The organism is Priestia sp. YIM B13491, assembly GCF_042787605.1.
In the GTDB taxonomy this organism is placed as follows: Bacteria; Bacillota; Bacilli; order Bacillales; family Bacillaceae_H; genus Priestia; species Priestia megaterium_E.
Map to the genome: position 1 here is coordinate 453,633 of NZ_JBHZOR010000001.1, position 23,747 is coordinate 477,379.

21 protein-coding genes are annotated in these 23,747 nt (G+C 40.0%); 20 read left to right on the top strand and 1 reads right to left on the bottom strand.

What is annotated here, in order from left to right; all coding sequences use genetic code 11:
- Nucleotides 1–149: 149 nt before the first annotated feature.
- The 9 genes from ACFX4E_RS02325 (at nt 150) to ACFX4E_RS02365 (ending at nt 10,197) form a co-directional block, all read left to right on the top strand.
- Complete coding sequence (locus ACFX4E_RS02325; RefSeq protein WP_377258753.1) at nt 150–2,186, top strand: acyl-CoA mutase large subunit family protein; 2,037 nt, start codon at nt 150–152, stop codon at nt 2,184–2,186.
- Entirely contained in the window at nt 2,179–4,329 is a 2,151-nt protein-coding gene (gene scpA, locus ACFX4E_RS02330; protein ID WP_028410672.1) for a methylmalonyl-CoA mutase, read from the top strand. The genes ACFX4E_RS02325 and scpA overlap by 8 nt, the downstream gene beginning before the upstream one ends.
- A 16-nt stretch (nt 4,330–4,345) precedes the next feature.
- The gene (meaB, locus tag ACFX4E_RS02335) at nt 4,346–5,341 is read left to right on the top strand and encodes a methylmalonyl Co-A mutase-associated GTPase MeaB (RefSeq protein ID WP_098331867.1); all 996 of its coding nucleotides are present in this window, start codon (nt 4,346–4,348) and stop codon (nt 5,339–5,341) included.
- Between the two features lie 193 nt (nt 5,342–5,534).
- A complete protein-coding gene (locus ACFX4E_RS02340; RefSeq protein WP_013059116.1) occupies nt 5,535–5,972 on the top strand; it encodes a BrxA/BrxB family bacilliredoxin in 438 nt (145 codons plus the stop codon).
- A 281-nt stretch (nt 5,973–6,253) separates the two neighbouring features.
- Nucleotides 6,254–7,057 (top strand): transporter substrate-binding domain-containing protein, encoded by an 804-nt coding sequence (locus ACFX4E_RS02345; RefSeq protein ID WP_026106695.1) that lies wholly within the window; start codon nt 6,254–6,256, stop codon nt 7,055–7,057.
- Between the two features lie 31 nt (nt 7,058–7,088).
- The gene (locus ACFX4E_RS02350) at nt 7,089–7,748 is read left to right on the top strand and encodes an amino acid ABC transporter permease (protein WP_013059114.1); all 660 of its coding nucleotides are present in this window, start codon (nt 7,089–7,091) and stop codon (nt 7,746–7,748) included.
- Nucleotides 7,741–8,463, top strand: coding sequence for an amino acid ABC transporter ATP-binding protein (locus ACFX4E_RS02355; RefSeq protein ID WP_028410675.1), 723 nt, complete (start codon nt 7,741–7,743; stop codon nt 8,461–8,463). The genes ACFX4E_RS02350 and ACFX4E_RS02355 overlap by 8 nt, the downstream gene beginning before the upstream one ends.
- Before the next feature lie 160 nt (nt 8,464–8,623).
- Nucleotides 8,624–9,574, top strand: coding sequence for an aromatic acid exporter family protein (locus tag ACFX4E_RS02360; RefSeq protein ID WP_013059112.1), 951 nt, complete (start codon nt 8,624–8,626; stop codon nt 9,572–9,574).
- Between the two features lie 98 nt (nt 9,575–9,672).
- The gene (locus tag ACFX4E_RS02365; RefSeq protein WP_028410676.1) at nt 9,673–10,197 is read left to right on the top strand and encodes a L,D-transpeptidase; all 525 of its coding nucleotides are present in this window, start codon (nt 9,673–9,675) and stop codon (nt 10,195–10,197) included.
- Nucleotides 10,198–10,272: 75 nt separating this feature from the next.
- Here the strand turns inward: ACFX4E_RS02365 and prli42 are convergent, their stop codons facing one another.
- Nucleotides 10,273–10,368, bottom strand: a complete 96-nt coding sequence (prli42, locus tag ACFX4E_RS02370; RefSeq protein ID WP_149917156.1) for a stressosome-associated protein Prli42 — start codon at nt 10,366–10,368, stop codon at nt 10,273–10,275.
- Nucleotides 10,369–10,516: 148 nt separating this feature from the next.
- Between prli42 and mce the strand changes: the two genes are divergently transcribed.
- The 11 genes from mce (at nt 10,517) to ACFX4E_RS02425 (ending at nt 23,689) form a co-directional block, all read left to right on the top strand.
- Entirely contained in the window at nt 10,517–10,942 is a 426-nt protein-coding gene (mce, locus tag ACFX4E_RS02375; protein ID WP_028410677.1) for a methylmalonyl-CoA epimerase, read from the top strand.
- Nucleotides 10,935–12,485 carry an acyl-CoA carboxylase subunit beta gene (locus ACFX4E_RS02380; protein ID WP_028410678.1) on the top strand — a complete coding sequence of 517 codons (1,551 nt, stop codon included), beginning with the start codon at nt 10,935–10,937 and terminating at the stop codon, nt 12,483–12,485. Before mce ends, ACFX4E_RS02380 begins: the two co-directional genes overlap by 8 nt.
- Nucleotides 12,486–12,510: 25 nt before the next feature.
- Nucleotides 12,511–13,629, top strand: coding sequence for a tripeptidase T (locus ACFX4E_RS02385; RefSeq protein WP_013084962.1), 1,119 nt, complete (start codon nt 12,511–12,513; stop codon nt 13,627–13,629).
- A 225-nt stretch (nt 13,630–13,854) separates the two neighbouring features.
- Nucleotides 13,855–15,216 (top strand): NAD(P)-dependent oxidoreductase, encoded by a 1,362-nt coding sequence (locus tag ACFX4E_RS02390; RefSeq protein ID WP_377258756.1) that lies wholly within the window; start codon nt 13,855–13,857, stop codon nt 15,214–15,216.
- Nucleotides 15,217–15,237: 21 nt separating this feature from the next.
- Nucleotides 15,238–16,518, top strand: coding sequence for an NAD-dependent dihydropyrimidine dehydrogenase subunit PreA (preA, locus tag ACFX4E_RS02395; RefSeq protein WP_013084960.1), 1,281 nt, complete (start codon nt 15,238–15,240; stop codon nt 16,516–16,518).
- A 19-nt stretch (nt 16,519–16,537) separates the two neighbouring features.
- Nucleotides 16,538–17,956 (top strand): dihydropyrimidinase, encoded by a 1,419-nt coding sequence (gene hydA / locus ACFX4E_RS02400; protein ID WP_028410681.1) that lies wholly within the window; start codon nt 16,538–16,540, stop codon nt 17,954–17,956.
- 33 nt (nt 17,957–17,989) lie between these two features.
- Complete coding sequence (locus ACFX4E_RS02405) at nt 17,990–18,202, top strand: hypothetical protein (RefSeq protein WP_028410682.1); 213 nt, start codon at nt 17,990–17,992, stop codon at nt 18,200–18,202.
- 395 nt (nt 18,203–18,597) lie between these two features.
- Nucleotides 18,598–18,789 (top strand): hypothetical protein, encoded by a 192-nt coding sequence (locus ACFX4E_RS02410; RefSeq protein WP_013059103.1) that lies wholly within the window; start codon nt 18,598–18,600, stop codon nt 18,787–18,789.
- 139 nt (nt 18,790–18,928) lie between these two features.
- A complete protein-coding gene (locus tag ACFX4E_RS02415; RefSeq protein ID WP_034276881.1) occupies nt 18,929–20,560 on the top strand; it encodes a PucR family transcriptional regulator in 1,632 nt (543 codons plus the stop codon).
- Nucleotides 20,561–20,767: 207 nt separating this feature from the next.
- The gene (locus tag ACFX4E_RS02420) at nt 20,768–22,237 is read left to right on the top strand and encodes a CoA-acylating methylmalonate-semialdehyde dehydrogenase (protein ID WP_028410684.1); all 1,470 of its coding nucleotides are present in this window, start codon (nt 20,768–20,770) and stop codon (nt 22,235–22,237) included.
- Between the two features lie 93 nt (nt 22,238–22,330).
- Nucleotides 22,331–23,689, top strand: coding sequence for an aspartate aminotransferase family protein (locus ACFX4E_RS02425; RefSeq protein WP_028410685.1), 1,359 nt, complete (start codon nt 22,331–22,333; stop codon nt 23,687–23,689).
- Nucleotides 23,690–23,747 lie beyond the last annotated feature (58 nt).

The window sequence follows — 23,747 nt, forward strand, 5'->3', positions numbered from 1 at the left end:
AGGGTAATTATGTCCCCGTCTCGTTTTATTTTGAAGCAATGATTGAACAATTTGTAAAAGATGTATTAAAATAAAAGAAGAATCATCAAACTTCAAAGTGTAATCATCTAGGTCTAGCAGGCAGCTATTAACTGTAAAGGGGCATGGAAATGAAAACAAATACATTATCATTTCATGAATTTACACGTACACCTAAAGAAGATTGGGCACAGGAAGTTAGCAAAAACACCGCGCTCCGCTCAAAAGAAACGTTAGAAAACATCTTTTTGAAACCGCTTTATTTTGAAAGTGATACGGCACATTTAGACTACTTGCAGCAGAGTCCGGCGGAAATAGATTGTTTAAGAGGAGCCGGTAAAGAATCATACATACTAGGGGAATGGGAAATCACCCAAAAAATCGACTTACCTTCTATTAAAGAAAGCAATAAACTTCTTTTACACAGTTTGAGAAATGGACAAAATACGGCCGCTTTTACGTGCAGTGAAGCAATGAGGCAAGGAAAAGACATTGATGAAGCAACTGAAGCTGAAGTAGCCTCAGGCGCTACAATTTCTACTTTAGAGGATGTTGTTCATTTGTTTCAGCATGTAGCTCTTGAAGCTGTGCCTTTATTTTTAAATACGGGATGTACATCCGTTCCACTTCTTTCGTTCTTAAAAGCATACTGTGCTGATCATAACTTTGATATGAGACAGCTGACAGGTACGGTTGGAATGGATCCGCTCGGCACCCTTGCTGAATATGGAAGAGTTCCACTTTCTACTCGAGATTTATACGATCATTTAGCTTACGCAACGCGTTTGGCTCACAGTAATGTTCCAGAGCTCAAAACGATCATTGTATCAAGTATTCCTTACCATAACAGCGGTGCAAACGCTGTTCAAGAACTAGCTTATATGCTTGCTACAGGAGTGCAGTATATTGATGAATGCATAAAACGCGGTTTGTCCTTACATCAAGTTTTACCTCATATGACCTTTTCGTTTTCAGTTAGCTCACATTTATTTATGGAAATATCAAAACTTCGTGCTTTTCGCATGCTTTGGGCAAATGTGGTTCGTGCTTTTGATGACACGGCCGTTTCAGTGCCGTTTATCCATACAGAAACGTCACATCTTACACAGTCTAAAGAAGACATGTATACAAATGCATTAAGGAGCACGGTTCAAGCATTTGCTTCTATTGTAGGAGGAGCCGATAGTCTGCATATTGAACCATATGATTCCGTCACATCTTCATCTTCTCAGTTCGCTCATCGCCTTGCCCGTAACACTCACTTAATTTTGCAGCACGAAACACATATATCAAAAGTAATGGATCCTGCCGGAGGCTCTTGGTACGTTGAAGCTTACACACATGAATTAATGACAAAAGCTTGGGAGTTATTTGGCAACATTGAAGACCACGGCGGAATGGAAGAAGCTTTAAAACAAGGGCGAATTCAAGATGAAGTTGAACAAATGAAAGTAAAAAGACAAGGGGATATAGAGTGCCGCATTGAGCGCTTGATCGGAGTCACACACTATGCTCCTAAGCAACAGGATGTATCTCAAGAGATAAAAAGCACGCCGTTTAAAAAAGAAGAAATAAAAATGCGTAAATACAGTGACCAGAACGCTTCGGAATTTTCATCAAACCTTTCGCTAGAGGACTATACAAAGCTAGCATCTAAAGGGGTAACAGCAGGGTGGATGCTAAAACAAATGGCGAAGCAGACACAGCCTGACAGTATTGTGCCGCTCACTAAGTGGAGAGCAGCAGAGAAGTTTGAAAAAATACGGGTTCATACAAAGGGGATGAGCATTGGCATTATGGAGCTCACAGATCCTAGCAGCCGTAAAAAAGCTGAGATTGCCCGGTCTTTATTTGAAAGCGCAGGCTTTGCGTGTGAAACAATTAAAAACATAGATTCCTATGTCGAGATAGCAGATTGGATGAATGAACAAGAGCACGCAGCATATGTGATCTGTGGAAGTGATGAACTCGTGGAAAAGCTCTTAACGAAAACGATGACTTATTTTGAGGAAGATTCCGTTTATGTGTACGTAGTAGGGGAAGAACATGTATCACGCAAAACACAGTGGCAGCAAAAAGGTGTAATGAGCGTCATACATCCTAAGACGAATGTTATTCAATGCGTTAAGAAGTTATTATGTGCTTTGGAGGTAGAAGTTCATGTATAAAAAGCCTTCTTTTTCTAATATTCCATTATCATTTTCAAAGCAGCAAAGGGAAGATGACGTGGCTCAAAGTTCATTCACTGCCTTTCAAACAAATGAACAAATTGAATTAAAATCAGTATATACAAAAAAAGACAGAGATAGCCTCGACTTTATTCACTTTGCACCTGGTGTCCCACCGTTTGTGAGAGGACCGTATGCAACGATGTATGTGAATCGGCCTTGGACGATTAGACAGTACGCAGGATACTCAACGGCGGAGGAAAGCAATGCCTTTTACCGCCGAAACCTAGCTGCTGGACAGAAAGGGCTGTCTGTTGCTTTTGACCTCGCTACCCACCGCGGCTATGACTCTGATCATCCAAGAGTTGTTGGAGATGTAGGGAAAGCAGGTGTGGCAATTGATTCAATGATGGATATGAAGCAGCTGTTTGAAGGGATTCCGCTTGATCAAATGTCTGTGTCGATGACAATGAACGGGGCGGTGCTTCCTATTTTAGCTTTCTACATCGTAACAGCTGAAGAACAAGGCGTAAAAAAAGAAAAGCTGGCTGGAACGATTCAAAATGATATTTTAAAAGAATATATGGTGCGCAATACGTATATTTATCCTCCTGAGATGTCAATGCGAATCATTGCGGATATTTTTAAATATACAGCGGAGTACATGCCGAAATTTAACAGTATTAGTATATCAGGCTATCATATGCAAGAAGCAGGTGCTCCAGCAGACTTAGAGCTTGCTTATACGCTTGCAGACGGACTTGAATATGTACGAACCGGCTTGAAAGCGGGGATTACAATTGACGCATTTGCTCCGAGGCTATCCTTTTTCTGGGCAATTGGAATGAACTATTTTATGGAAGTAGCGAAAATGAGAGCAGGAAGGCTGCTATGGGCAAAACTAATGAAGCAGTTTGAGCCGGATAATCCTAAATCTTTAGCTCTTAGAACGCATTCTCAAACGTCCGGCTGGAGCTTAACGGAGCAGGATCCATTTAATAATGTTATTAGAACATGCGTCGAAGCTCTGGCTGCAGTATCAGGACATACGCAGTCGCTTCATACAAACGCACTGGATGAGGCGATTGCTCTTCCAACTGATTTTTCAGCTAGAATTGCCCGAAATACGCAGCTTTATTTACAAAATGAAACGGAGATTTGTTCCGTTATTGATCCTTGGGGAGGCTCTTATTATGTGGAATCATTAACGAACGAATTAATGATAAAAGCGTGGAAGCACCTTGAAGAAATAGAGCAGCTCGGCGGAATGACAAAAGCAATAGAAGCAGGCGTACCTAAAATGAAGATAGAAGAAGCCGCTGCGCGCAGACAAGCAAGAATAGATTCGCAGGCAGAAATTATTGTAGGTGTGAATCAGTTTGAGCCGGAGCAAGAAGAACCGCTTGATATTCTTGATATTGATAACACAGCAGTTCGAATGAAGCAGCTGGAAAAGTTAAAGAAAATACGCAGTGAACGTAACGAACGAGCGGTAATCGAAGCGCTTAATCGACTTACCAATTGTGCCAAAACAGGTGAAGGGAATCTCCTTGCTTTTGCGGTTGAAGCTGCGAGAGCTAGAGCTACACTAGGTGAAATTTCAGAAGCTATTGAGAAAGTGGCTGGAAGACATCAGGCTACTTCTAAGTCAGTCAGCGGGGTATACAGTGCGGAGTTTGTGCATCGAGATCAAATCGAAGAAGTTCGAAAGCTCACGGCTGAATTTTTAGAGGAAGAAGGAAGGCGCCCAAGAATTTTAGTCGCAAAAATGGGGCAAGACGGTCACGACAGAGGATCGAAAGTGATTTCAACAGCCTTTGCTGACCTTGGATTTGACGTTGATATCGGTCCTTTATTTCAAACGCCTCAAGAAACAGCAAGGCAAGCTGTAGAAAACGACGTACATGTGATTGGCATAAGCTCTTTGGCAGCCGGGCATAAAACGTTACTGCCGCAGCTTGTTGAGGAATTAAAGAAATTAGAGCGCGACGATATCGTTGTTATTGTCGGAGGCGTTATTCCTAAACAAGACTACTCATTTCTTTTAGAACACGGCGCTTCTGCAATCTTTGGACCTGGAACAGTAATCCCAAAAGCGGCCGTTTCCGTTTTATATGAAATAAAGAAACGGTTAGAAGAATAGTTGGTGAAGACAATTGGTGAAATTAAAAACGGTACAAGATTATAAACAAGGGCTGCTTGAAGGAAAAAGAACAGCGTTAGCTCAAGCCATTACTTTAATTGAAAGTAAAGCGCCGAAGCATAAAGTACTAGCACAACAGCTGATTAAAGAAATCTATCCTCATACGGGGCATTCAGTGCGCATTGGTTTTACAGGCGTACCCGGAGCAGGAAAAAGTACGCTGATTGACAAATTTGGTTCGTACCTATGCAAAAATGGCCATTCCGTTGCAGTTTTGGCAGTCGATCCAAGCAGTACCTTGTCTGGAGGAAGTATTTTAGGAGATAAAACGAGAATGGAGCTTCTTACCAAACAAGAGAATGCTTTTGTCCGTCCTTCACCTTCTCAAGGAACGCTTGGAGGTGTTCATCTTAAAACGAGAGAAGCCATTTTTCTTTGTGAAGCGGCTGGGTATAACATCATATTTGTCGAAACGATGGGCGTTGGCCAAGGTGAAATGATTGTAAAAGAGATGGTAGACTTCTTTGTTCTTCTTGCTTTAACTGGAGCAGGAGATGATTTGCAAGGAATTAAAAAAGGGCTGCTTGAGTGGGTTAATTTGATTTGTGTAAATAAAGCAGACGGGGATAACCGCCTAAAAGCAGAAGTGACTGCAAAAGAATACGAAAGCATCATCGGTTTCCTTCACGGTCATTCTGGAGGATGGAACCCACAGGTCATCACAACTTCTGCTTATGAAGAAGTATCATTCCAAGACTTGTGGAAGATAATTTGTGACTATAAGGAATGGATGAATAAAAATGATCTGTTTTATACAGTAAGGCAAAAGCAAATGAAGGCATGGTTACAAGCAAGTGTTAATGAATATTTACAAGAATCATTTTATGAACATCCTTTAGTTAAGCAAACGTTAGGGGATGTTGAAAAACAAATGATGACGGGAGATGTCACGATGGCTGAAGCTCTCGAACACTTGATTAAAACCTACCGGCAGGCGATGAAGGAAATATAAAAAAGGATCCTGCATTTTATGCGGATCCTTCTACACTAGGGAGTTAAGAGTATGGTTTTCTAGCTGTAAAAATAGTATCACCATTTCTTTTCTTGTTTAATCTTGATTACCAAGAAAAAATGAGTCAAAGCAATCGCCTTTTTAGTTTTCGTTTGCTATGATAAAGAATAGATAGCAAAAGGGAGGTATGAAAATGAATATCGATTTTAACTTGTTTATGAACGACGTTGTTCGTCAAGCCCGCAAAGAAATTACAGCTGCTGGTTATACAGAATTAACGACGGCTGAAGCGGTAGATGAAACGTTTAAAAAGCCTGGTACAACGCTTGTAATGGTGAATTCAGTTTGCGGTTGTGCAGGAGGTATTGCAAGACCTGCTGCAGCGCACGCTGTACATTATGATAAACGTCCAACAAACTTGGTTACAGTATTTGCTGGGCAAGATAAAGAAGCAACTGCACGTGCACGCGAATACTTTGAAGGTTATCCGCCTTCGTCTCCATCTTTCGCTTTATTAAAAGACGGAAAAATTATCACAATGGTAGAGCGTCACGAAATTGAAGGCCACGAGCCAATGTCAGTTGTGATGAAGCTGCAAGAAGCATTCGAACAGCACTGTGAAGAAGTGTAAGAGAGAAGCCGTTTTGAACGGCTTCTTTTTTTATGCGTTTTTTTACCTATCTGTATGCAGGCTTTCTAGAGAGTGGAAAATGTTAAGAAAAGGTATTTTCAAATAGTGAAACTTATATTTAAAAAAGATATTGCATATTTATAATGTTGTGTTAAAATACATTTATATGAATATATATTTAAATTTCGACATTTACTTGCAATAGCAAAAAACTTATTTCATAATATTATTAATTTTTAAAAAATAATGTAAGGAATAAACTAGGGGGAACGAAGATGAAATTGAAGAAGTGGTTATCGGTAACGGCAATTGGTCTTTTAACAGCAGGCGTTTTAGCTGCATGCGGAGCAGGAGAAGGAACGTCTAATGGCGGAGCAAGCAGCGACGACAAAGATAAAAAAGTACTAGTAATGGGAACATCAGCAGATTACCCACCATTTGAATATATTGATACGGCAAAAGGTGATAGTGAAGCAATCGGATTTGACGTAGATTTAGCAAAAACAATCGGTAAAAAGTTAGGTTATGACGTACAGGTGAAGGATATGGAATTTGGCGGATTAATTCCAGCTTTACAATCTAATAAAGTCGATTTAGTTTTAGCGGGTATGACGCCAACTGAAAAGCGTAAAAAGAACGTGGACTTCTCAGACGTATATTATGAAGCAAAAAACATGATTGTATCGAAGAAAGATGCGCCAATTAAAAATGCAGAAGAACTAAAAGGAAAAACAGTCGGTGTACAAACTTCTTCTATCCAAGCAGACGAAGCAAAAGAAATTGCAAAAGAAGTTGACGGAGTAAATGTAACAACGCGTGACCGTATTCCAGAACTAATTCAAGAAATGAAATCAAATCGTATCGATGCAGCAATTATTGAAGATACAGTAGCTAAAGGGTATGTGAACAAAGACAAAAGCTTGCAAATGTCTGATACAGGACGTCCAGATTCAAGTAAAGGATCAGCAATCGCATTTCCTAAAGACAGCAAGCTAACGAATGACTTTAACCGTGAATTAAAGAAAATGAAAGAAAACGGTGAATTAGATAAATTAATCGTTAAGTGGTTTGACGACCAAAAATAAGAATGATAGTTAGAGAGGAATGGAACTAGGCATGAATTTGGATTTTTCGCAAATCGTGCCTTCTATGCCTTATATTTTAAAAGGGATAGGGGTAACGATACAGATAGTCCTAGCTTCAGCAATTTTAGGGTTTGTGCTGGGAGTTATTTTATCTTTATGTAAAATCAGCCGCAATAAACCTCTTCAATGGTTTGCGGATGCATATACGTCCGTGTTTCGCGGAACACCGCTTGTACTGCAATTATTATTAATATACTTTGGATTACCTCAGCTGCTCGGGTTTGATATTGCCCCGTTTCCAGCGGCCGTTGCTGCGTTCGGGCTAAACTCTGCAGCATATATATCTGAAATTATTCGCGCTGGTATTTTAGCTGTTGATAAAGGACAGCGTGAAGCGGCATTAGCGTTAGGAATTCCTTATCGCCGCATGATGGGACAAATTATTTTGCCACAGGCACTTAAAAATATTTTACCTGCTTTAATGAATGAGTTCATTACATTAACAAAGGAATCAGCTATCGTTACAGTTATTGGAGCACTCGACATTATGCGCCGTGCTTACATTGTAGGTGGAGAAAAATTCGCCTACCTTGAACCGTTAATTTTTGCAGGGTTGATTTATTATGTAATGGTAATGGGCTTAACGCTCCTTGGTAAAGCAGTCGAGAGGAGAATGAGAAAAGGTGATTAACGTTGAAAATTTACACAAATCATTTGGCAATAATGAAGTTTTAAAAGGTATTTCAACTACGATTAAGGAAAAAGAAGTCGTAGCTGTTATTGGCCCTTCTGGTTCTGGTAAATCTACTTTTTTACGCTGTATGAACCTGCTTGAAGAACCGACGAGCGGAGTAGTTTCAATTAACGGTCAAGTGATTACAGATAAAAAAACAAACATTATGCGTGTGCGTGAAAACGTAGGAATGGTATTTCAGCATTTTCACTTGTTTCCACATATGACAGTGCTTGAAAATTTGACTTATGCTCCGATGACGGTAAAAGGCGTGTCAAGAGAAACGGCTGTTGCTAAAGGCAAAGAATTACTTCAAAAAGTGGGACTTGCTCAAAAAGCCAACGAGTTTCCAAGTCGCTTATCGGGCGGTCAAAAGCAGCGTGTAGCTATTGCCAGAGCACTGGCAATGGAACCGAAAGTGATGCTGTTTGACGAACCAACATCAGCATTGGATCCAGAGATGGTAAAAGAAGTACTAGATGTAATGAAGTCGCTAACAGAAACAGGAATGACGATGGTCATTGTAACGCATGAAATGGGATTTGCACGAGAAGTAGCGGATCGTGTGCTGTTTTTAGACGGCGGTGTGCTTGTTGAAGATGCGCCTCCGGCGGAATTTTTCTCAGCGCCTAAAAGCAAGCGTGCTAAAGATTTCTTAGAAAAGATTTTATAATAAAAAAAGTGCAGGAAGAGTACGATCTTTTCTGCACTTTTTTTATTGAAATTTATATGGTACAGCAAGATTTAAGGTTGTGTTATTTTTCTATTCGTGTTAATAAAGAATAGAGTATTTTATCACACTAAAAAGAAACTAACATGTAGGAGTCTAGAAAATGAAATTTAAAATTGGGTACCGGACAATTAAAACAGCCGTCGGTACATCACTGGCTATTATTATAGCTCAGTTCTTTCACCTTGAGTTTTTTGTATCAGCTGGAATTATCACCATTTTGTGCATTCAAAATTCAAAGAAAAAATCGTTGCGAAGTGCAAGCGATCGTTTTATTGCTTGTTCTTTATCCATTCTATTTTCATTTATATTCTTTGAAGGGATTGCTTATCATCCACTTGTTATAGGACTGATGCTGCTTTTGTTTATCCCGGTTACGGTTATATTCAAAGTTAATGCAGGCATTGTTACAAGCTCCGTTATTTTGCTTCATATTTACTCCAAAGGCAATATGACATGGGGAATCGTTTTTAATGAACTTGGCTTAATTGTAATTGGGATAGGTGTTGCCCTGCTTGTGAATTTATACATGCCAAGTTTAGATCAAGAGCTTCGCACGTATCAGCAAGAAATTGAAGAGAATTTCCGGTCGATGTTAAAAGAAATTGCCCTATATCTCAGAACCAATGACAGCAGTTGGGACGGTAAGGAAATTGCAGATACGGTAAAAATTTTAGAAAAAGCAAAGAGCCTCGCGTTTCGTGATGTAGAAAATCATTTTGTGCGTGGGGAAAACTATTATTACCGCTATTTTAAAATTCGTGAAAAACAGCTTGAAATTATTGAGCGAACGCTTCCTCTCATTACCGCTATTGATTTAGTGGTAGAACAGCGCTACATGATTGCCGATTTCATTGAAGAATTAAGTCTATCCATCCACCCCGGTAATACAGCAAAATTATTTTTAGCCAAACTTCAGCATTTACGAGAAGCTTTTGCAGAGATGCCGCTTCCTAAAACGCGGGAAGAGTTTGAAGCGCGTGCCGATTTACTGCACGTAGTCAAAGAAATTGAACAATATTTGGTTATTAAACAAACCTTAAAAATAAGTTAAACAGCATGCATGTTGTTTATCTTGCTTACGAACACTAAATAAGACAAGAGAGATCTCTCTTGTCTTTTACTTAGGACTAACGTAAGGTGGTGGATTACGTGCATGTGTTTGCTTTTATCCTTTTACTACTATCTCCGGTTTGGCCATTAGGAGAAAATCCGTTGCCAAATGATCCTTATATTATTATTAATAAACAAAGCAATGAGCTTGCTTATATCCAAAATAAAGAAATTAAACAAATTATTAAAGTAGCAACGGGGAAAACAGTTAATCTGACGCCCGAAGGGGAGTTCACGGTAACAGTAAAAGCTGTTAATCCTTATTATCGGAGAAGTAACATTGAAGGAGGCGCTCCTCAAAATCCTCTAGGTGTAAGATGGATTGGGTTTGATGCAAGAGAGACTGACGGACGTATTTATGGCATTCATGGTACAAATCAGCCGGGTTCCATCGGTAAATATGTATCGAATGGCTGTATTCGCGTAGAAAATCGTGAAGTAAGCCATTTATATGATCAAGTCCCGTTAGGTACAAAAGTGTGGATTGTATCTACAGATCAATCTTTTGAAGAGTTAGCCGCTCAAAAAGGCATTGTGAATATACAGCAAAAGACTGGTGACTAGTCACCAGTCTTTTTTATATGTTTGCATTGCACACAGAAACGGCAGTGCAGCTATGTTTTTAGTCATCAGTCCCGATTAAAACCACATGGCAAGTCCCGCTAAAAGCGTAGATATTAACATGACAAGAAGCATTAAAAACACAATGGTTTTTTGGATTTTCTTATTAGACATACAACCAAAGTCCTCCTACACGTTTTTTTCTTATTTTACATGTCTTCCGCTGCTTAGACAAGCAACTTTCTGTAGATACGCGAGCAGGAGATTTCTTTTGTTTTCAAGAATATGTGTAAATGAAAACGCTTTTTTAAGAGGTGAGAAAGTGATAAAAGGAATTGATCACATAGGAATAGCTGTAAAATCAATTGAAGGCAGCCTCCCGTTTTATGAAAAGGTATTAGGACTGTCTCTATTAAAAGTAGAAGAAGTAGAAGAACAAGGAGTAAAAGTTGCTTTTATTCAGTGCGGCAACGTAAAAATTGAATTATTAGAGCCGCTCTTTGAAGACAGTGCGGTCGGCGCGTTTATCAAAAAGAGAGGTGAAGGTCTTCATCATGTTGCTTTAGGTGTGCGCACGATTGAAGAACGGATTAACGAGTTAAAGGAAAAGGGTGTACACATGATTGACGATGTTCCGCGAAAAGGCGCAGGGGAAGCATCCATTGCTTTTTTGCATCCAAAGTCAGCAAACGGTGTTCTTTATGAGCTCTGTGAAAAAACACTAGAGGAGGAGAAGAAACATGGTTGACATTTATGATAAGTTAAATGAATTGTACGATAAACGCCGAAAGATCGAGTTAGGCGGCGGAGACGAAAAGATTGAAAAACAGCACCATAAAGGAAAACTAACGGCACGCGAACGAATTGAAATTCTTTTGGATGAACATACATTTGTCGAATTAAATCCGTTTATTGAACATCGGTGTGCAGATTTCAGTATGAATAATCAAGTAGGACCAGGAGACGGGGTAGTAACAGGTTACGGCAAGGTAAACGGTCGCTCAGTCTACTTGTTTTCGCAAGATTTTACAGTATTCGGAGGCGCGTTAGGTGAAATGCATGCTAAAAAAATTGCGCACGTAATGGACTTAGCGGCTAAAACAGGCGTGCCGTTTATTGGCTTAAATGATTCAGGGGGAGCTCGTATTCAAGAGGGCGTCATGTCTCTTGATGGATACGGTCATATTTTTTATCGAAATGCCATTTATTCGGGTGTCATGCCTCAAATATCTGTTATTATGGGTCCCTGTGCAGGCGGAGCCGTGTACTCACCGGCGATTACTGACTTTGTTTTTATGGTAGAAGAAACAAGTCAAATGTTCATTACAGGACCAAAAGTAATTGAAACGGTAACGGGAGAAAGCATTTCCTCTGAAAATCTTGGAGGAGCAGCTGTTCATAACGAAATTAGCGGTAATGCCCATTTTAGAGGTGCAACAGAACAAGAGGTGCTAGAACAAGTACGAACGCTCTTAAGCTATCTTCCTCAGTCTAGCCAAGAGCAGCCTCCTTTAGCCTCAAAGGCAGAGTCTGATCATTATCGTCCGGATTTATTAGACGTTGTCCCGTTTGATGCCGTGCGCCCTTACGATGTGCGTCAAGTCATTCACCAAGTAGTGGACGAGCACTCATTTTTTGAAGTGCAAAAAGACTTTGCAAGAAATATTGTCATTGGTTTTGCCCGCATAGATGGAAAAGTTGTCGGACTTGTGTGTAACCAGCCTAAAGTAATGGCAGGCAGTTTAGATATTAACTCCTCAGATAAAGCAGCAAGGTTTATTCGATTTTGCGATTCATTTAATATCCCACTTATTACATTTGAAGATGTTACAGGTTTTTTCCCAGGTATCAAGCAGGAACATGGCGGAATTATACGTCATGGTGCTAAAATTTTATATGCATACTCCGAAGCTACCGTTCCGAAAATCACGGTGATTTTGCGAAAGGCGTACGGAGGTGCATACGTAGCTTTAAATAGTAAATCGATTGGAGCGGACCTTGTGTATTCGTGGCCGAATGCAGAAATCGCTGTTATGGGTCCTCAAGGTGCTGCGAATATTATCTTTGCAAACGACATTCGAGGTAGCGAAAACCCAGATAAAACAAGACACGAAAAAATTGAACAGTATCGCGAGAAATTTGCTAATCCTTACGTAGCGGCAAGCGCTGGAATGGTGGATGATGTTATTGATCCTAGGGAAACGCGAATAAAATTAATACAAGCGCTTGAAATGTTGCACAATAAAAAGGAAGAGCGTCCAGCAAAGAAACATGGTAACATACCATTGTAGGTTATTTTTGGAGGGATTACATATTATGATTAATGAACAACGAATCGTTGATTTATTTATTGAATTAGTACAAGTAGACTCAGAAACAAAGCATGAAGAAAAAATTGCTGTTGTACTAAAAGAAAAATTTACCGCATTAGGCGTCGAAGTAGTAGAAGATGATGCCAAAGAAAAAACGGGTCACGGAGCCAACAACTTAATCTGCACACTGCCAGCTACAAAAGAAGGCGTAGACACAATCTACTTTACGTCTCATATGGATACAGTCGTACCTGGAAACGGTATTAAACCATCTATTGAAGATGGCTATATTAAAAGTGACGGCACGACAATTCTTGGAGCGGATGATAAAGCAGGCTTAGCAGCAATGCTAGAAGCCATCACCGTATTAAAAGAAGAAAACATCGCGCACGGCAAAATTGAATTTATTATTACAGTAGGAGAAGAATCTGGCTTAGTGGGCGCTAAAGCTCTTGATTCTAGTCTCGTAACGGCAAAATTCGGCTATGCTTTAGATAGCGATGGCAAAGTGGGAGACATTATTGTTGCTGCGCCGACGCAGGCAAAAGTAAATGCAACAATTTATGGAAAAACAGCTCATGCAGGTGTAGCTCCTGAACGAGGCGTTTCTGCTATTACGATTGCTTCAAGAGCCATTTCTAAAATGCCCCTTGGACGTATTGATGAAGAGACTACAGCGAACATTGGACGTTTTGAAGGTGGAACGCAAACGAATATCGTATGCGACCGCGTCGATATTTTAGCAGAAGCTCGTTCATTAATTCCAGAAAAAATGGAAGCACAAGTAGCGAAAATGAAAGAAGCGTTTGAAACAGCTGCACAAGAAATGGGCGGACGTGCAGAAGTGGATATTAAAGTGATGTATCCAGGCTTTAAATTTGGCGATGGAGATCATGTTGTCGAAGTTGCTAAAAAAGCCGTGGCTAATATCGATCGTCCTTCACGCCTGCTTCAAAGCGGAGGCGGAAGCGATGCAAATGTAATCGCAGGCTTTGATATCCCAACAGTAAATCTAGCAGTTGGTTATGAAGACATTCATACAACAAATGAAAAAATTCCGGTAGAAGAACTGGTGAAGACATCTGAACTAGTAGTGTCGATTATTAAAGAAGTAGCAAAATAATAGTTGCAGCCTTGCTTTTATATAAAAGCAAGGCTTTTTACATAGTGAATAGTAAATAGTCTGAATTTTTTAACATAATGTATAATGAAGAAAAGACGGTCGTTTTGTACAATAAAGTTAGTAATACATTTTACCAAAGTAGAAGTTGAAAATAACGTATATAAAAAATATGTAAGCGCTTTCAATTCGAGTTTTATCAACAGATATCCTTGGGAGGTTGATGCAATGCGATCACAGGAAAGTTTGCAGTCCATCATTCAAAACTTTAATGAAGTAGAAAAAGGGTTGTCAAATAGAGAAGCAGTCGAAGAATCTAATCGATGTTTGTACTGTTATGATGCACCCTGTATTCAGGCATGCCCTACAGGAATTGACATCCCGACGTTTATTAAAAAAATTGCATCGGGCAATTTAAAGGGGTCTGCCGAAACGATTATGTCTTCTAATCCCGTAGGAGCAAGCTGTTCGAGAGTTTGTCCAACCGATGAACTATGTGAAGGAGCGTGTGTGCTTAACCACTCAACCAAACCAATTATGATTGGAGATTTGCAGCGCTACGCAACGGATTGGGCTATTCAAAATGAACAGGTGCTGTTTGAGAAAGGAAGAGCAAACGGTAAAAAGGTAGCAATTGTTGGTGGAGGTCCGGCTGGTCTCTCTGCAGCAAGAGAACTGGCCCGATTTGGGTATGACGTAACCATTTTTGAAGCGGAAAAACAAGCAGGAGGGTTAAATACATATGGAATCGTGTCGTTTCGTCTTCCTCAAGCGATTTCATTCTGGGAAGTTGAACAAGTAAAAAGCTTAGATGTAAAAATTAAAACAAACGTAAGAATTGGAGAAGATATTCTTCCAAGCGAATTGCTGCAGTCGTATGACGCGGTTGTATTAGCTATTGGTATGAGCAAGGTGCCTTCTCTACATGTTGAAGGTGAAGAGCTAGACGGTGTGTATGATGCGATTGATTTTGTGAAAAAAACGAAGTCGGAAGCATTATCAACAGAATTTGTGGGTAAGCGTGTTGCCGTCATTGGTGCGGGAAATACTGCGATTGATGGTGCTACGTGTTCCGTGCGCTTGGGGGCTGAAAATGTTAAAATTTTATACCGTCGTACACGAGAAGAAATGACGGCTTATGATTTTGAATTTGAATTTGCGAAACAAGATGGTGTTGAATTCCGCTGGTTAACGGCTCCTATACGAATTATTGGAGATGAAAATGGTAAGGTGAGCGGGATTGAATGTGTAAAAATGACTCTAACAGATCCAGATGCAGACGGCCGAAGAAAGCCTGTTCCTGTTGAGGGTTCAACGTTTACCATTCCAGTCGATGCTGTTGTTAAAGCAATTGGTCAAGAACGGTACCTGTCTTTGATTCAACAATTTCAGGTGCATCATGAAGACGGAGTTGTCTTAATTAATCAAGAGACGTTTCAAACATCCAATCCAAAAGTATTTGCTTGCGGAGACGTTATTTTTGGTAAAGGGCAAGGAGAAGCAATGGTTGTGACCGCTGCTCAGCAAGGAAAACAAACGGCGTTAAATATTCATATGCAGTTAACAAAAGAAACAATGGAAACAGCTTAAAATCAGGAGGAGGAGAAATCTATGGCAGATTTAACAACAAATTTAGCAGGTATTCAATCACCAAATCCGTTTTGGCTGGCATCCGCACCGCCAACCAATTCAGGTTATCAAGTGCAGCGTGCATTTGAAGCAGGATGGGGAGGCGCAGTTTGGAAAACGCTTGGTGATCCGATTTTAAATGTTTCCTCTCGATTTGCTGCCGTTGGCTTCAACGGTCAGCGCGTAGCCGGCTTTAATAATATTGAGTTAATCACCGATCGTCCGCTTGAAGTTAATTTGAAGGAAATCTATGAAACGAAAAAGAAGTTTCCTAACCACGCAATTATTGCCTCTCTTATGGTAGAGCCTCAGCAAGAAAAATGGCATGAAATTGTCAAAAAAGTAGAAGACGTAGGAGTGGATGGATTAGAGCTGAACTTTGGCTGTCCTCATGGAATGGCAGAACGAGGAATGGGTGCTGCCTCTGGGCAAGTCCCTGATTTAGTTGAAAAACAAACGTATTGGGCTAAAGAAGTTGCCCAAACGCCGGTCATTGTTAAATTAACCCCAAATATCACAGATATCACCGTTACAGCAGAAGCAGCGGTTCGAGGCGGTGCTGACGCTGTGAGCATGATTAACACTATTAATAGTTTAGCAGGAGTAGACATTCATTCATGGAATACGATTCCACACGTAGCAGGAAAAGGCGCTCACGGAGGTTATTGCGGCCCGGCTGTTAAGCCGATTGCATTAAACATGGTTGCTGAATGTGCAAGAAGTCCGTTTATTAACGTTCCAATATCAGGTATGGGAGGCGTTTCGAACTGGCAGGAAGCCGTCGAATTTATGCTCATGGGTGCTACAGGTGTGCAAGTATGTACAGCGGCTATGCATCACGGGTTCCGCATTGTAGAGGATATGATTCAAGGTCTCAATTATTATTTGGATGAAAGAGGAATCGAAAAAGTAAGTGATATTGTAGGGAAAGCCGTTTCGAAATATTCCGACTGGGGCAACTTAGATCTCAATTATAAAGTAGTGGCCCGCATCGATCCGGATACGTGTATTAACTGCAACAAGTGTCATATTTCTTGTGAAGATACTTCTCACCAATGTATTGATATGCTGAAAGATCCTTCAGGGAAATCTTATTTAAAAGTACGAGAAGAAGATTGTGTAGGATGTAATTTATGTTCGATTGTATGTCCGGTGGACGGGGCTATATCCATGGTTGAATTACCAAATGAACAGCCTCCAATGACGTGGAATGAACGCCAAGCTGCTTTACAAGCGACGGCTGCACAGCGATTAGACGTATAAAGACAAAGGGGATGAAGAAATGAAGAAAATCGTTAAAAATGGTGTGGTAGTCACAGCAACAGATACGTATAAAGCCGATATTTTAATTGAAAATGGAGTTATTTCGGCAATTGGCTCGGCATTTGAAGAGCAAGGCTGTGAAGTGATTGATGCAAAAGGCAATTATGTATTTCCAGGAGGGATCGATCCTCATACTCATTTAGATATGCCGTTTGGAGGCACCGTTACAAAAGATGACTTTGAAACAGGTACAAGAGCAGCAGCTTTTGGAGGTACGACAACTGTTATTGATTTTTGCTTAACCAATAAAGGCGAACCGCTGCAAAAAGCGATCGGCACATGGCATGGAAAATCAAAAGGGAAAGCGGCTATCGATTATAGCTTTCATCTAATGATTGGCGAAATCACGGAAGATGTATTAAATGAGCTTCCTACAATTATTGAAAAAGAAGGAATTACTTCTTTTAAAGTATTCATGGCCTATAAAAATGTTTTTCAAGCAGACGATGCTACCCTTTATCAAACGCTAGTGCAAGCTAAAAAACTAGGGGCGCTTGTGATGGTACATGCTGAAAATGGAGATGTGATTGAGTATTTAACGGCAAAAGCACTAGAACAAGGACAAACTGATCCTATCTATCATGCACTGACTCGCCCTCCAGAAATAGAAGGAGAAGCTACGGGAAGAGCCGCGGTGCTAACGGAACTGGCTGACTCACAGCTCTATGTTGTTCACGTGTCGTGCGCTGAAGCGGTTAAAAAGATTGCTGAAGCAAGGGAAAAAGGCGTAAATATCTGGGGTGAAACGTGTCCGCAGTATTTGACGCTTGACCAAACCTATTTAGAGAAACCGAATTTTGAAGGAGCAAAATACGTATGGTCACCGCCTTTACGTGAAAAATGGAACCAAGATGTTTTGTGGAATGCTTTGCGTAATGGCGACTTGCAAACGATTGGATCTGATCAGTGTTCATTTGATTTTAACGGTCAAAAAGATCTGGGGAAAGGAGATTTTACGAAAATTCCAAACGGAGGACCTATTATCGAGGATCGCATGAGTATTTTATTTTCAGAAGGAGTAGTGAAGAAACGAATTAATATCAATCAGTTTGTTGATATAACATCAACAAAAATTGCTAAGCTGTTCGGACTGTACCCGAAAAAAGGAACAATAGCGGTTGGCGCAGACGCGGATCTGCTTATATTTGATCCATCTGTTGAACGTACGATTTCAGCAAACACGCATCATATGGCAGTCGATTATAGCGCATTTGAGGGAATGAAAGTCACAGGTGAGCCGGTTTCAGTACTTTGCCGCGGGGAATTTGTCGTAAAAGATAAGCAGTTTGTCGGTCAAAAAGGCTACGGACAATTTACAAAACGAGCAAAGTTTAATGAGTTAAACACGGCTAACGAAGCTGAAAAATTAATGTTATAAAAACAGATGTAAAAATAGATCGGAGGCAGGGAAATGTCAAGTTACCATGAATATATGGCAGAGCGAGAAAAGATTGATTTTTTGCTGCAAAAAGGATTCAAAATAACGGCCGTAACAGAGAATCTAAGCGGGGCGTTTGTGACGTTTGAACGCAACGAAAATAACCAAACCGAACAAGAAACGCTTCATATATTGACGGCGGATGCTAGAAAATATTTTTCATCCGTACTGATTCAACAAGTATAAAAATGGAGGCTAGGACAAAATTATTTTAGCTGAAGGAAGATCCGAACGATGAATCGTTCGGATTTTTTTATTGGTAGAGTGAACGTAGATTTCATATATATAAGCGCTTTCAAATGTTGATTGGAGTAATTTAATTATGTTTCAATCTCTTTATTTGTTTACTAATACCTATAAGTTTTTTACTATATTGGCTGACAAAAGTGATCCGTTTGTGTGTTTTTTTCGTTTTGGATGTGAAACAAAATAACTAGATATTATCCATTCACTGTATTACAGTTGTTACATTTCGTTTACATCGAAAGAGAAAAGGTTTAGTTATCTAGTAAATTGTAGTAAATATTAGAGTAGAACGTTTTCAAACTAAATCTATTAAATACGAAAAGGGTGTGACACCGATGGATCAAGCTACGCAGTGTATGACACAAGAAGAAACAAAAATTATTGATAAATTAAAAATGGAAATGTTAAATGCAGTGTCACTACAAGATTTGCGTTTTTACAAAAAAGAAATTCACCGAATTAAAGAACAAGCGGTTAAACGCCACGGTTTTTTTAATAAATTACAGCAAACAGCTCAGAAGCTGTAACGATCCATTATCGTTACAGCTTTTTTCATTTCTTTCATTAAATATTTTATTTCTTCTAAATATTTAATATAATGTAAGAAGATATAGCTTTTGTTCTACACATATGCGAAATACGCGTTAATGATCCAGGAGACATGATGTGAAATTCGCTAGGGGCGGTGTTGACTTGAAATCATATTTAACAGTAACAGAGATTTTAACAAGGAAACATTTTGTAAACTGTGAAGTAATAGCTGGAGAGAAAGGGCTTACTAATTCTGTTAAGTGGGTGCACGTGATGGAAGTGACGCGCATTAATGAGCTGCTAAAAGGAAACGAGCTCATTTTATCGACAGGGGTAGGCTGGGGAGAAGATCCTCAATCTTGTTTATCATTTCTTCAGCAATTAATTTCTTGTAAGGCATCAGGACTGTGTATTGAACTTGGCACTTATACTTCTAAGATTCCGCAAATTGTCATTGATAAAGCGAACGAATGTGATTTTCCGATTATTTTATTTCACGAGGAAGTTCCGTTCGTTGAAATTACGCAAGATGTTCACTCGCTTTTAATTAATCAGCACTATCAAATGATTTCCGATTTAGAACAGTATTCTCATAGGCTAAATCAGCTGCTGTTAACAGTTAATGATCCGGCCCTCATCTTACAGTGTTTATATGAATCTACGGGGCTTCTTGTCGGCCTTAAAGTTTCAAATGAATTACTTACCTTTGCTCCGGAGATGGACTTGCTCAAACAGCAGCTTCTACTTCATTATATAAGCAGGGAAAATGAAAGTCCGCATTTTACTGAGCAGCCTATTCATTTATTAGGACAAGATTATGCTCAGCTGTATGTTGCTTCTATAAATGAAGCGTTAACAGAACTTGAAGTGCTCACTGTTGACCGAACGGCGACTGCACTTGCTCAGCATTTTTTGAAGGACCTGTATGTCGAAGAGAAAAAAAGAGTAGATGAAACCGAATGGATGACAAAATGGATGAACGGAGAGTTAACTCTTGAACAAATAAAAGACTCTATGCACGAAGTGTGTTCAGATTCGCCTATTCGCGGAGGTGTCGTTGTTTGCTGTAAGTGGCAAAGGCGGGAGAAGTTTGATCGAACGTATTTTAAGCTGATCTTGCGAAGCATTTTTGAACAAGAAGGCTTTCACTTATTAGTCTCCGAGCGAAATCGCGAAGTATTATTTATCCTTTTGAACAAACGAATGGTTAGCACATGGAGAGAGAGATTAGAAAACAGCCTTCATCGCTGGATGAATCAATATGAATCGGATGAAAATTCAAAGAGGAACGCCATTAGCTTTATCGGAATTGGCCAATACTGTGAACAGCTTGACTGCATGCATAAAAGCTATGAAACGGCTAAAGAAACAATTTCGATTCAAGAAATGCTGCAAAAACAAACCATTATTCATTTTTATGATGATTTGCATATGTACCGGATTATTTCGCTTTTACATCAGCATGAAGACTTACAGGAAGTGGTGTTTGAATATCTGCAGCCCGTTATTACATATGATGAAACGTATAATGCAAAACTCATGGAAACATTAAAAATTTATTTAGCATGCAACGGATCTAAACAAGAGACGGCTAAGCGTTTATACATTGTCCGGCAAACGCTGTATCACCGTATCGAAAAACTAGAAAAGCTGCTGGGTGAAGACTTTATGGAGCCGGAAAAACGACTGGCAATTGAGTTTATGATTATGGCATATGAATATTTGTTTATGATGAAAAAGTCGCGCGCGGAATTTATAAACGGATAAGTAAGCAGCTGGAAACAGCTGTTTTTTTATGTTGAGGCTGATTTTACTATATGTTCATTTTAGTTCATGCTTTCTCCTAGTTCACTGCGCAAAATGTGAAACGAGAATCTAGAGTTGTTTCACATTTTGTCTAATGCAACCACCATTTATTTATTCAATAATAAAGGTAGATTTGTCATTTCTTATTTTTTGAGGAGGCCAAGCGATATGTCAGTTGTGAATAATGATACGCAAGTTTTAAAAAATTACGTGGGCGGAAAATGGGTTGATACGGCAGGGGGAAAATTTGGAGAGGTAATTAACCCATCGACGGGCGAAGTCATTGCAAAAGTACCGCTTTCTACAAAAGAAGACGTAGCCAATGCGGTGGAAACAGCTCAAAAAACATTTGAAACATGGCGTAACGTTCCTGCTCCAAAACGAGCAAGATTAATGTTTGCGTTTCAGCATTTACTAGTTAAGCATCATGAAGAGTTAGCTAAATTAGTTGTACAAGAAAACGGCAAGGCTTTCAAAGAAGCTTACGGTGAAGTACAGCGAGGTATTGAATGCGTGGAGTTTGCCGCGGGTGCTCCTACTTTATTAATGGGGGAATCATTAAATAACATAGCGGAAGAAATTGATTCTGAGATGTTCCGTTTTCCACTGGGTGTCGTTGGGGGCATCACACCTTTTAACTTTCCGATGATGGTACCGCTTTGGATGTTCCCTCTTGCCATTGTATGTGGAAATGCGTTTGTATTAAAACCGTCTGAGCGAACGCCGCTTTTAGCAACGCGACTTGCTGAACTTTTTACAGAAGCAGGAGCACCGGATGGATTATTAAATATTGTGCACGGGGCACACGATGTTGTGAACGGATTAATAGAGCATGAAAAAGTTAAAGCGATTTCATTCGTCGGATCGCAGCCGGTAGCAAAATATGTTTATGAACAAGCTGCAGCTCAAGGGAAACGAGTTCAGGCTTTATCTGGAGCTAAAAATCATCATGTTGTGATGCCAGACTGCGATATGGATAAAGCGGTATCACATATTATCAGCTCGGCTTATGGAAGTGCCGGCCAGCGCTGCATGGCGTGCAGCGCCGTGGTCGTCGTGGGTGAAAAAGGCGATGAATTCGTCGCAAAATTAAAGCAAAAAGCAGATGAATTAATTATGGGAAGCGGATTTGATGATGAAGTGCTTCTAACGCCTGTGATTCGAAAAGAGCACCGTGATAAGGTGCTGGATTATATTGAACTTGGCATGAAAGAAGGAGCGGAACTCATTCGTGACGGACGTAAAGAAATGGATGAACATACAGAAGGCAATTTCTTAGGAGCAACAATTTTTGACCGCGTAACTCCTGATATGACCATTGCTAAAGAAGAGATTTTTGCACCTGTACTCAGCTTGCTTCGTGCTGATACATTAGATGAAGCACTTCGCTATATGGAAAAATCCCGTTTTGGAAATGGAGCAACGATTTATACAAAAGATGCAAAAGCGGTGCGTCAATTTAGAGAAGAAGCAGATGCGGGTATGCTCGGTATTAACGTAGGAGTACCTGCTACAATGGCCTTCTTCCCATTCTCCGGTTGGAAAGACTCTTTTTACGGAGATTTGCATGTCAACGGCAAAGACGGTTTGAACTTCTTTACACGTAAAAAGATGGTTACATCACGCTTTGACTTTTAACATATAGATGAATATAGCAAGTGGCTTCGGCATTTTGTCGAAGTCTTTTCATACAGAAAAAAATACCGCGCTAGCGATTTGGGAGTGGATAAGATGGTACAGGTCAGTCAAAATGAAAAAGATCTGCGTGCAAAAGATGAGCAGTATGTATGGCATGGAATGAAACCATACAGTCCGGATGCAACAATGGTTGCTACAAAAGCAAAAGGTGCTTGGATTACAGATGAACAAGGAAATCGCTATTTAGATGCAATGGCAGGGCTTTGGTGTGTAAATACCGGGTATGGACGGGATGAGTTAGCGCTCGCAGCCTATGAGCAGCTAAAAGAACTGGCTTATTTTCCACTCACTCAATCTCACGTACCTGCTATCAAACTGGCAGAGAAGCTAAATGAAATGCTAGGTGATGACTATGTTATCTTCTTTTCAAACAGCGGATCTGAAGCAAATGAAACGGCTTTTAAAATTGTGCGTCAGTATCATCAGCAAAAAGGAGAGCATTCTCGCTACAAATTTATTTCGCGTTACCGAGGGTATCACGGAAATTCAATGGGCGCACTAGCAGCAACGGGTCAAGCTCAGCGTAAATATAAATATGAACCGCTTGCCCCTGGCTTTATTCACGTTGCCCCGCCTGATTCGTACCGAGGGCAAGATGACTACGATGCACCGAAAGAAAATCTTCAATCTGTAAAAGATATTGACAACGTTATGACGTGGGAGCTAAGTGAAACGATTGCCGCTGTTATTATGGAGCCAATTATTACAGGAGGAGGAATTCTTTTACCGCCTCAAAATTATATGAAAGGCGTAAAAGAAACGTGTGAAAAACACGGTGCACTTTTAATTGCAGATGAGGTTATTTGCGGCTTTGGACGTACAGGAGAAGCCTTTGGTTTTATGAATTACGATGTAAAACCAGATATCATTACCATGGCAAAAGGAATTACAAGCGCATATCTTCCGCTCTCTGCAACTGCTGTTAAAAAAGAAATTTATGAAGCGTTCAAAGATAGCGATCAGTACGAGTATTTTCGCCATGTTAATACATTTGGAGGAAGCCCGGCTGCGTGTGCACTGGCATTAAAGAATTTAGAAATTATGGAAAGAGAAAATCTTTTTGACCGTTCTAAACGGCTCGGAGCTTACGTATTAAGTGAGCTAAAGCCGCTTATCGATAGCCACCCATACGTTGGAGACGTAAGGGGTAAAGGGCTTTTAATTGGAATTGAACTTGTAGCTGATAAACAAACGAAGGAACCGTTAGACGTTAATCTTGTAAATGAAGTGATTGCTAAATGCAAAAGCAAAGGAGTGATTATTGGGAAAAATGGAGCAACGGTGGCCGGCTATAATAATGTTCTCACGCTCTCACCACCGCTTAACATTGAGGAAAGTGATATTGAGCTGTTATTAGCTACTATTACGTATGCGCTTGACAGCATCAAATAGGTAAGTTTGCAAAAAGCCTGTATAATATACTTACAGGCTTTTTGTGCGTGTGAAGGAG

Bases quoted from the DNA above. Each gene is read 5' to 3' on its own strand.
- ACFX4E_RS02325 (WP_377258753.1), top strand. From the start codon at position 150: ATGAAAACAAATACATTATCATTTCATGAATTTACACGTACACCTAAA.
- scpA (WP_028410672.1), top strand. From the start codon at position 2,179: ATGTATAAAAAGCCTTCTTTTTCTAATATTCCATTATCATTTTCAAAG.
- ACFX4E_RS02340 (WP_013059116.1), top strand. From the start codon at position 5,535: ATGAATATCGATTTTAACTTGTTTATGAACGACGTTGTTCGTCAAGCC.
- ACFX4E_RS02350 (WP_013059114.1), top strand. From the start codon at position 7,089: ATGAATTTGGATTTTTCGCAAATCGTGCCTTCTATGCCTTATATTTTA.
- ACFX4E_RS02360 (WP_013059112.1), top strand. From the start codon at position 8,624: ATGAAATTTAAAATTGGGTACCGGACAATTAAAACAGCCGTCGGTACA.
- prli42 (WP_149917156.1), bottom strand. From the start codon at position 10,368: ATGTCTAATAAGAAAATCCAAAAAACCATTGTGTTTTTAATGCTTCTT.
- ACFX4E_RS02380 (WP_028410678.1), top strand. From the start codon at position 10,935: ATGGTTGACATTTATGATAAGTTAAATGAATTGTACGATAAACGCCGA.
- ACFX4E_RS02385 (WP_013084962.1), top strand. From the start codon at position 12,511: ATGATTAATGAACAACGAATCGTTGATTTATTTATTGAATTAGTACAA.
- ACFX4E_RS02390 (WP_377258756.1), top strand. From the start codon at position 13,855: ATGCGATCACAGGAAAGTTTGCAGTCCATCATTCAAAACTTTAATGAA.
- preA (WP_013084960.1), top strand. From the start codon at position 15,238: ATGGCAGATTTAACAACAAATTTAGCAGGTATTCAATCACCAAATCCG.
- hydA (WP_028410681.1), top strand. From the start codon at position 16,538: ATGAAGAAAATCGTTAAAAATGGTGTGGTAGTCACAGCAACAGATACG.
- ACFX4E_RS02405 (WP_028410682.1), top strand. From the start codon at position 17,990: ATGTCAAGTTACCATGAATATATGGCAGAGCGAGAAAAGATTGATTTT.
- ACFX4E_RS02410 (WP_013059103.1), top strand. From the start codon at position 18,598: ATGGATCAAGCTACGCAGTGTATGACACAAGAAGAAACAAAAATTATT.
- ACFX4E_RS02420 (WP_028410684.1), top strand. From the start codon at position 20,768: ATGTCAGTTGTGAATAATGATACGCAAGTTTTAAAAAATTACGTGGGC.
- ACFX4E_RS02425 (WP_028410685.1), top strand. From the start codon at position 22,331: ATGGTACAGGTCAGTCAAAATGAAAAAGATCTGCGTGCAAAAGATGAG.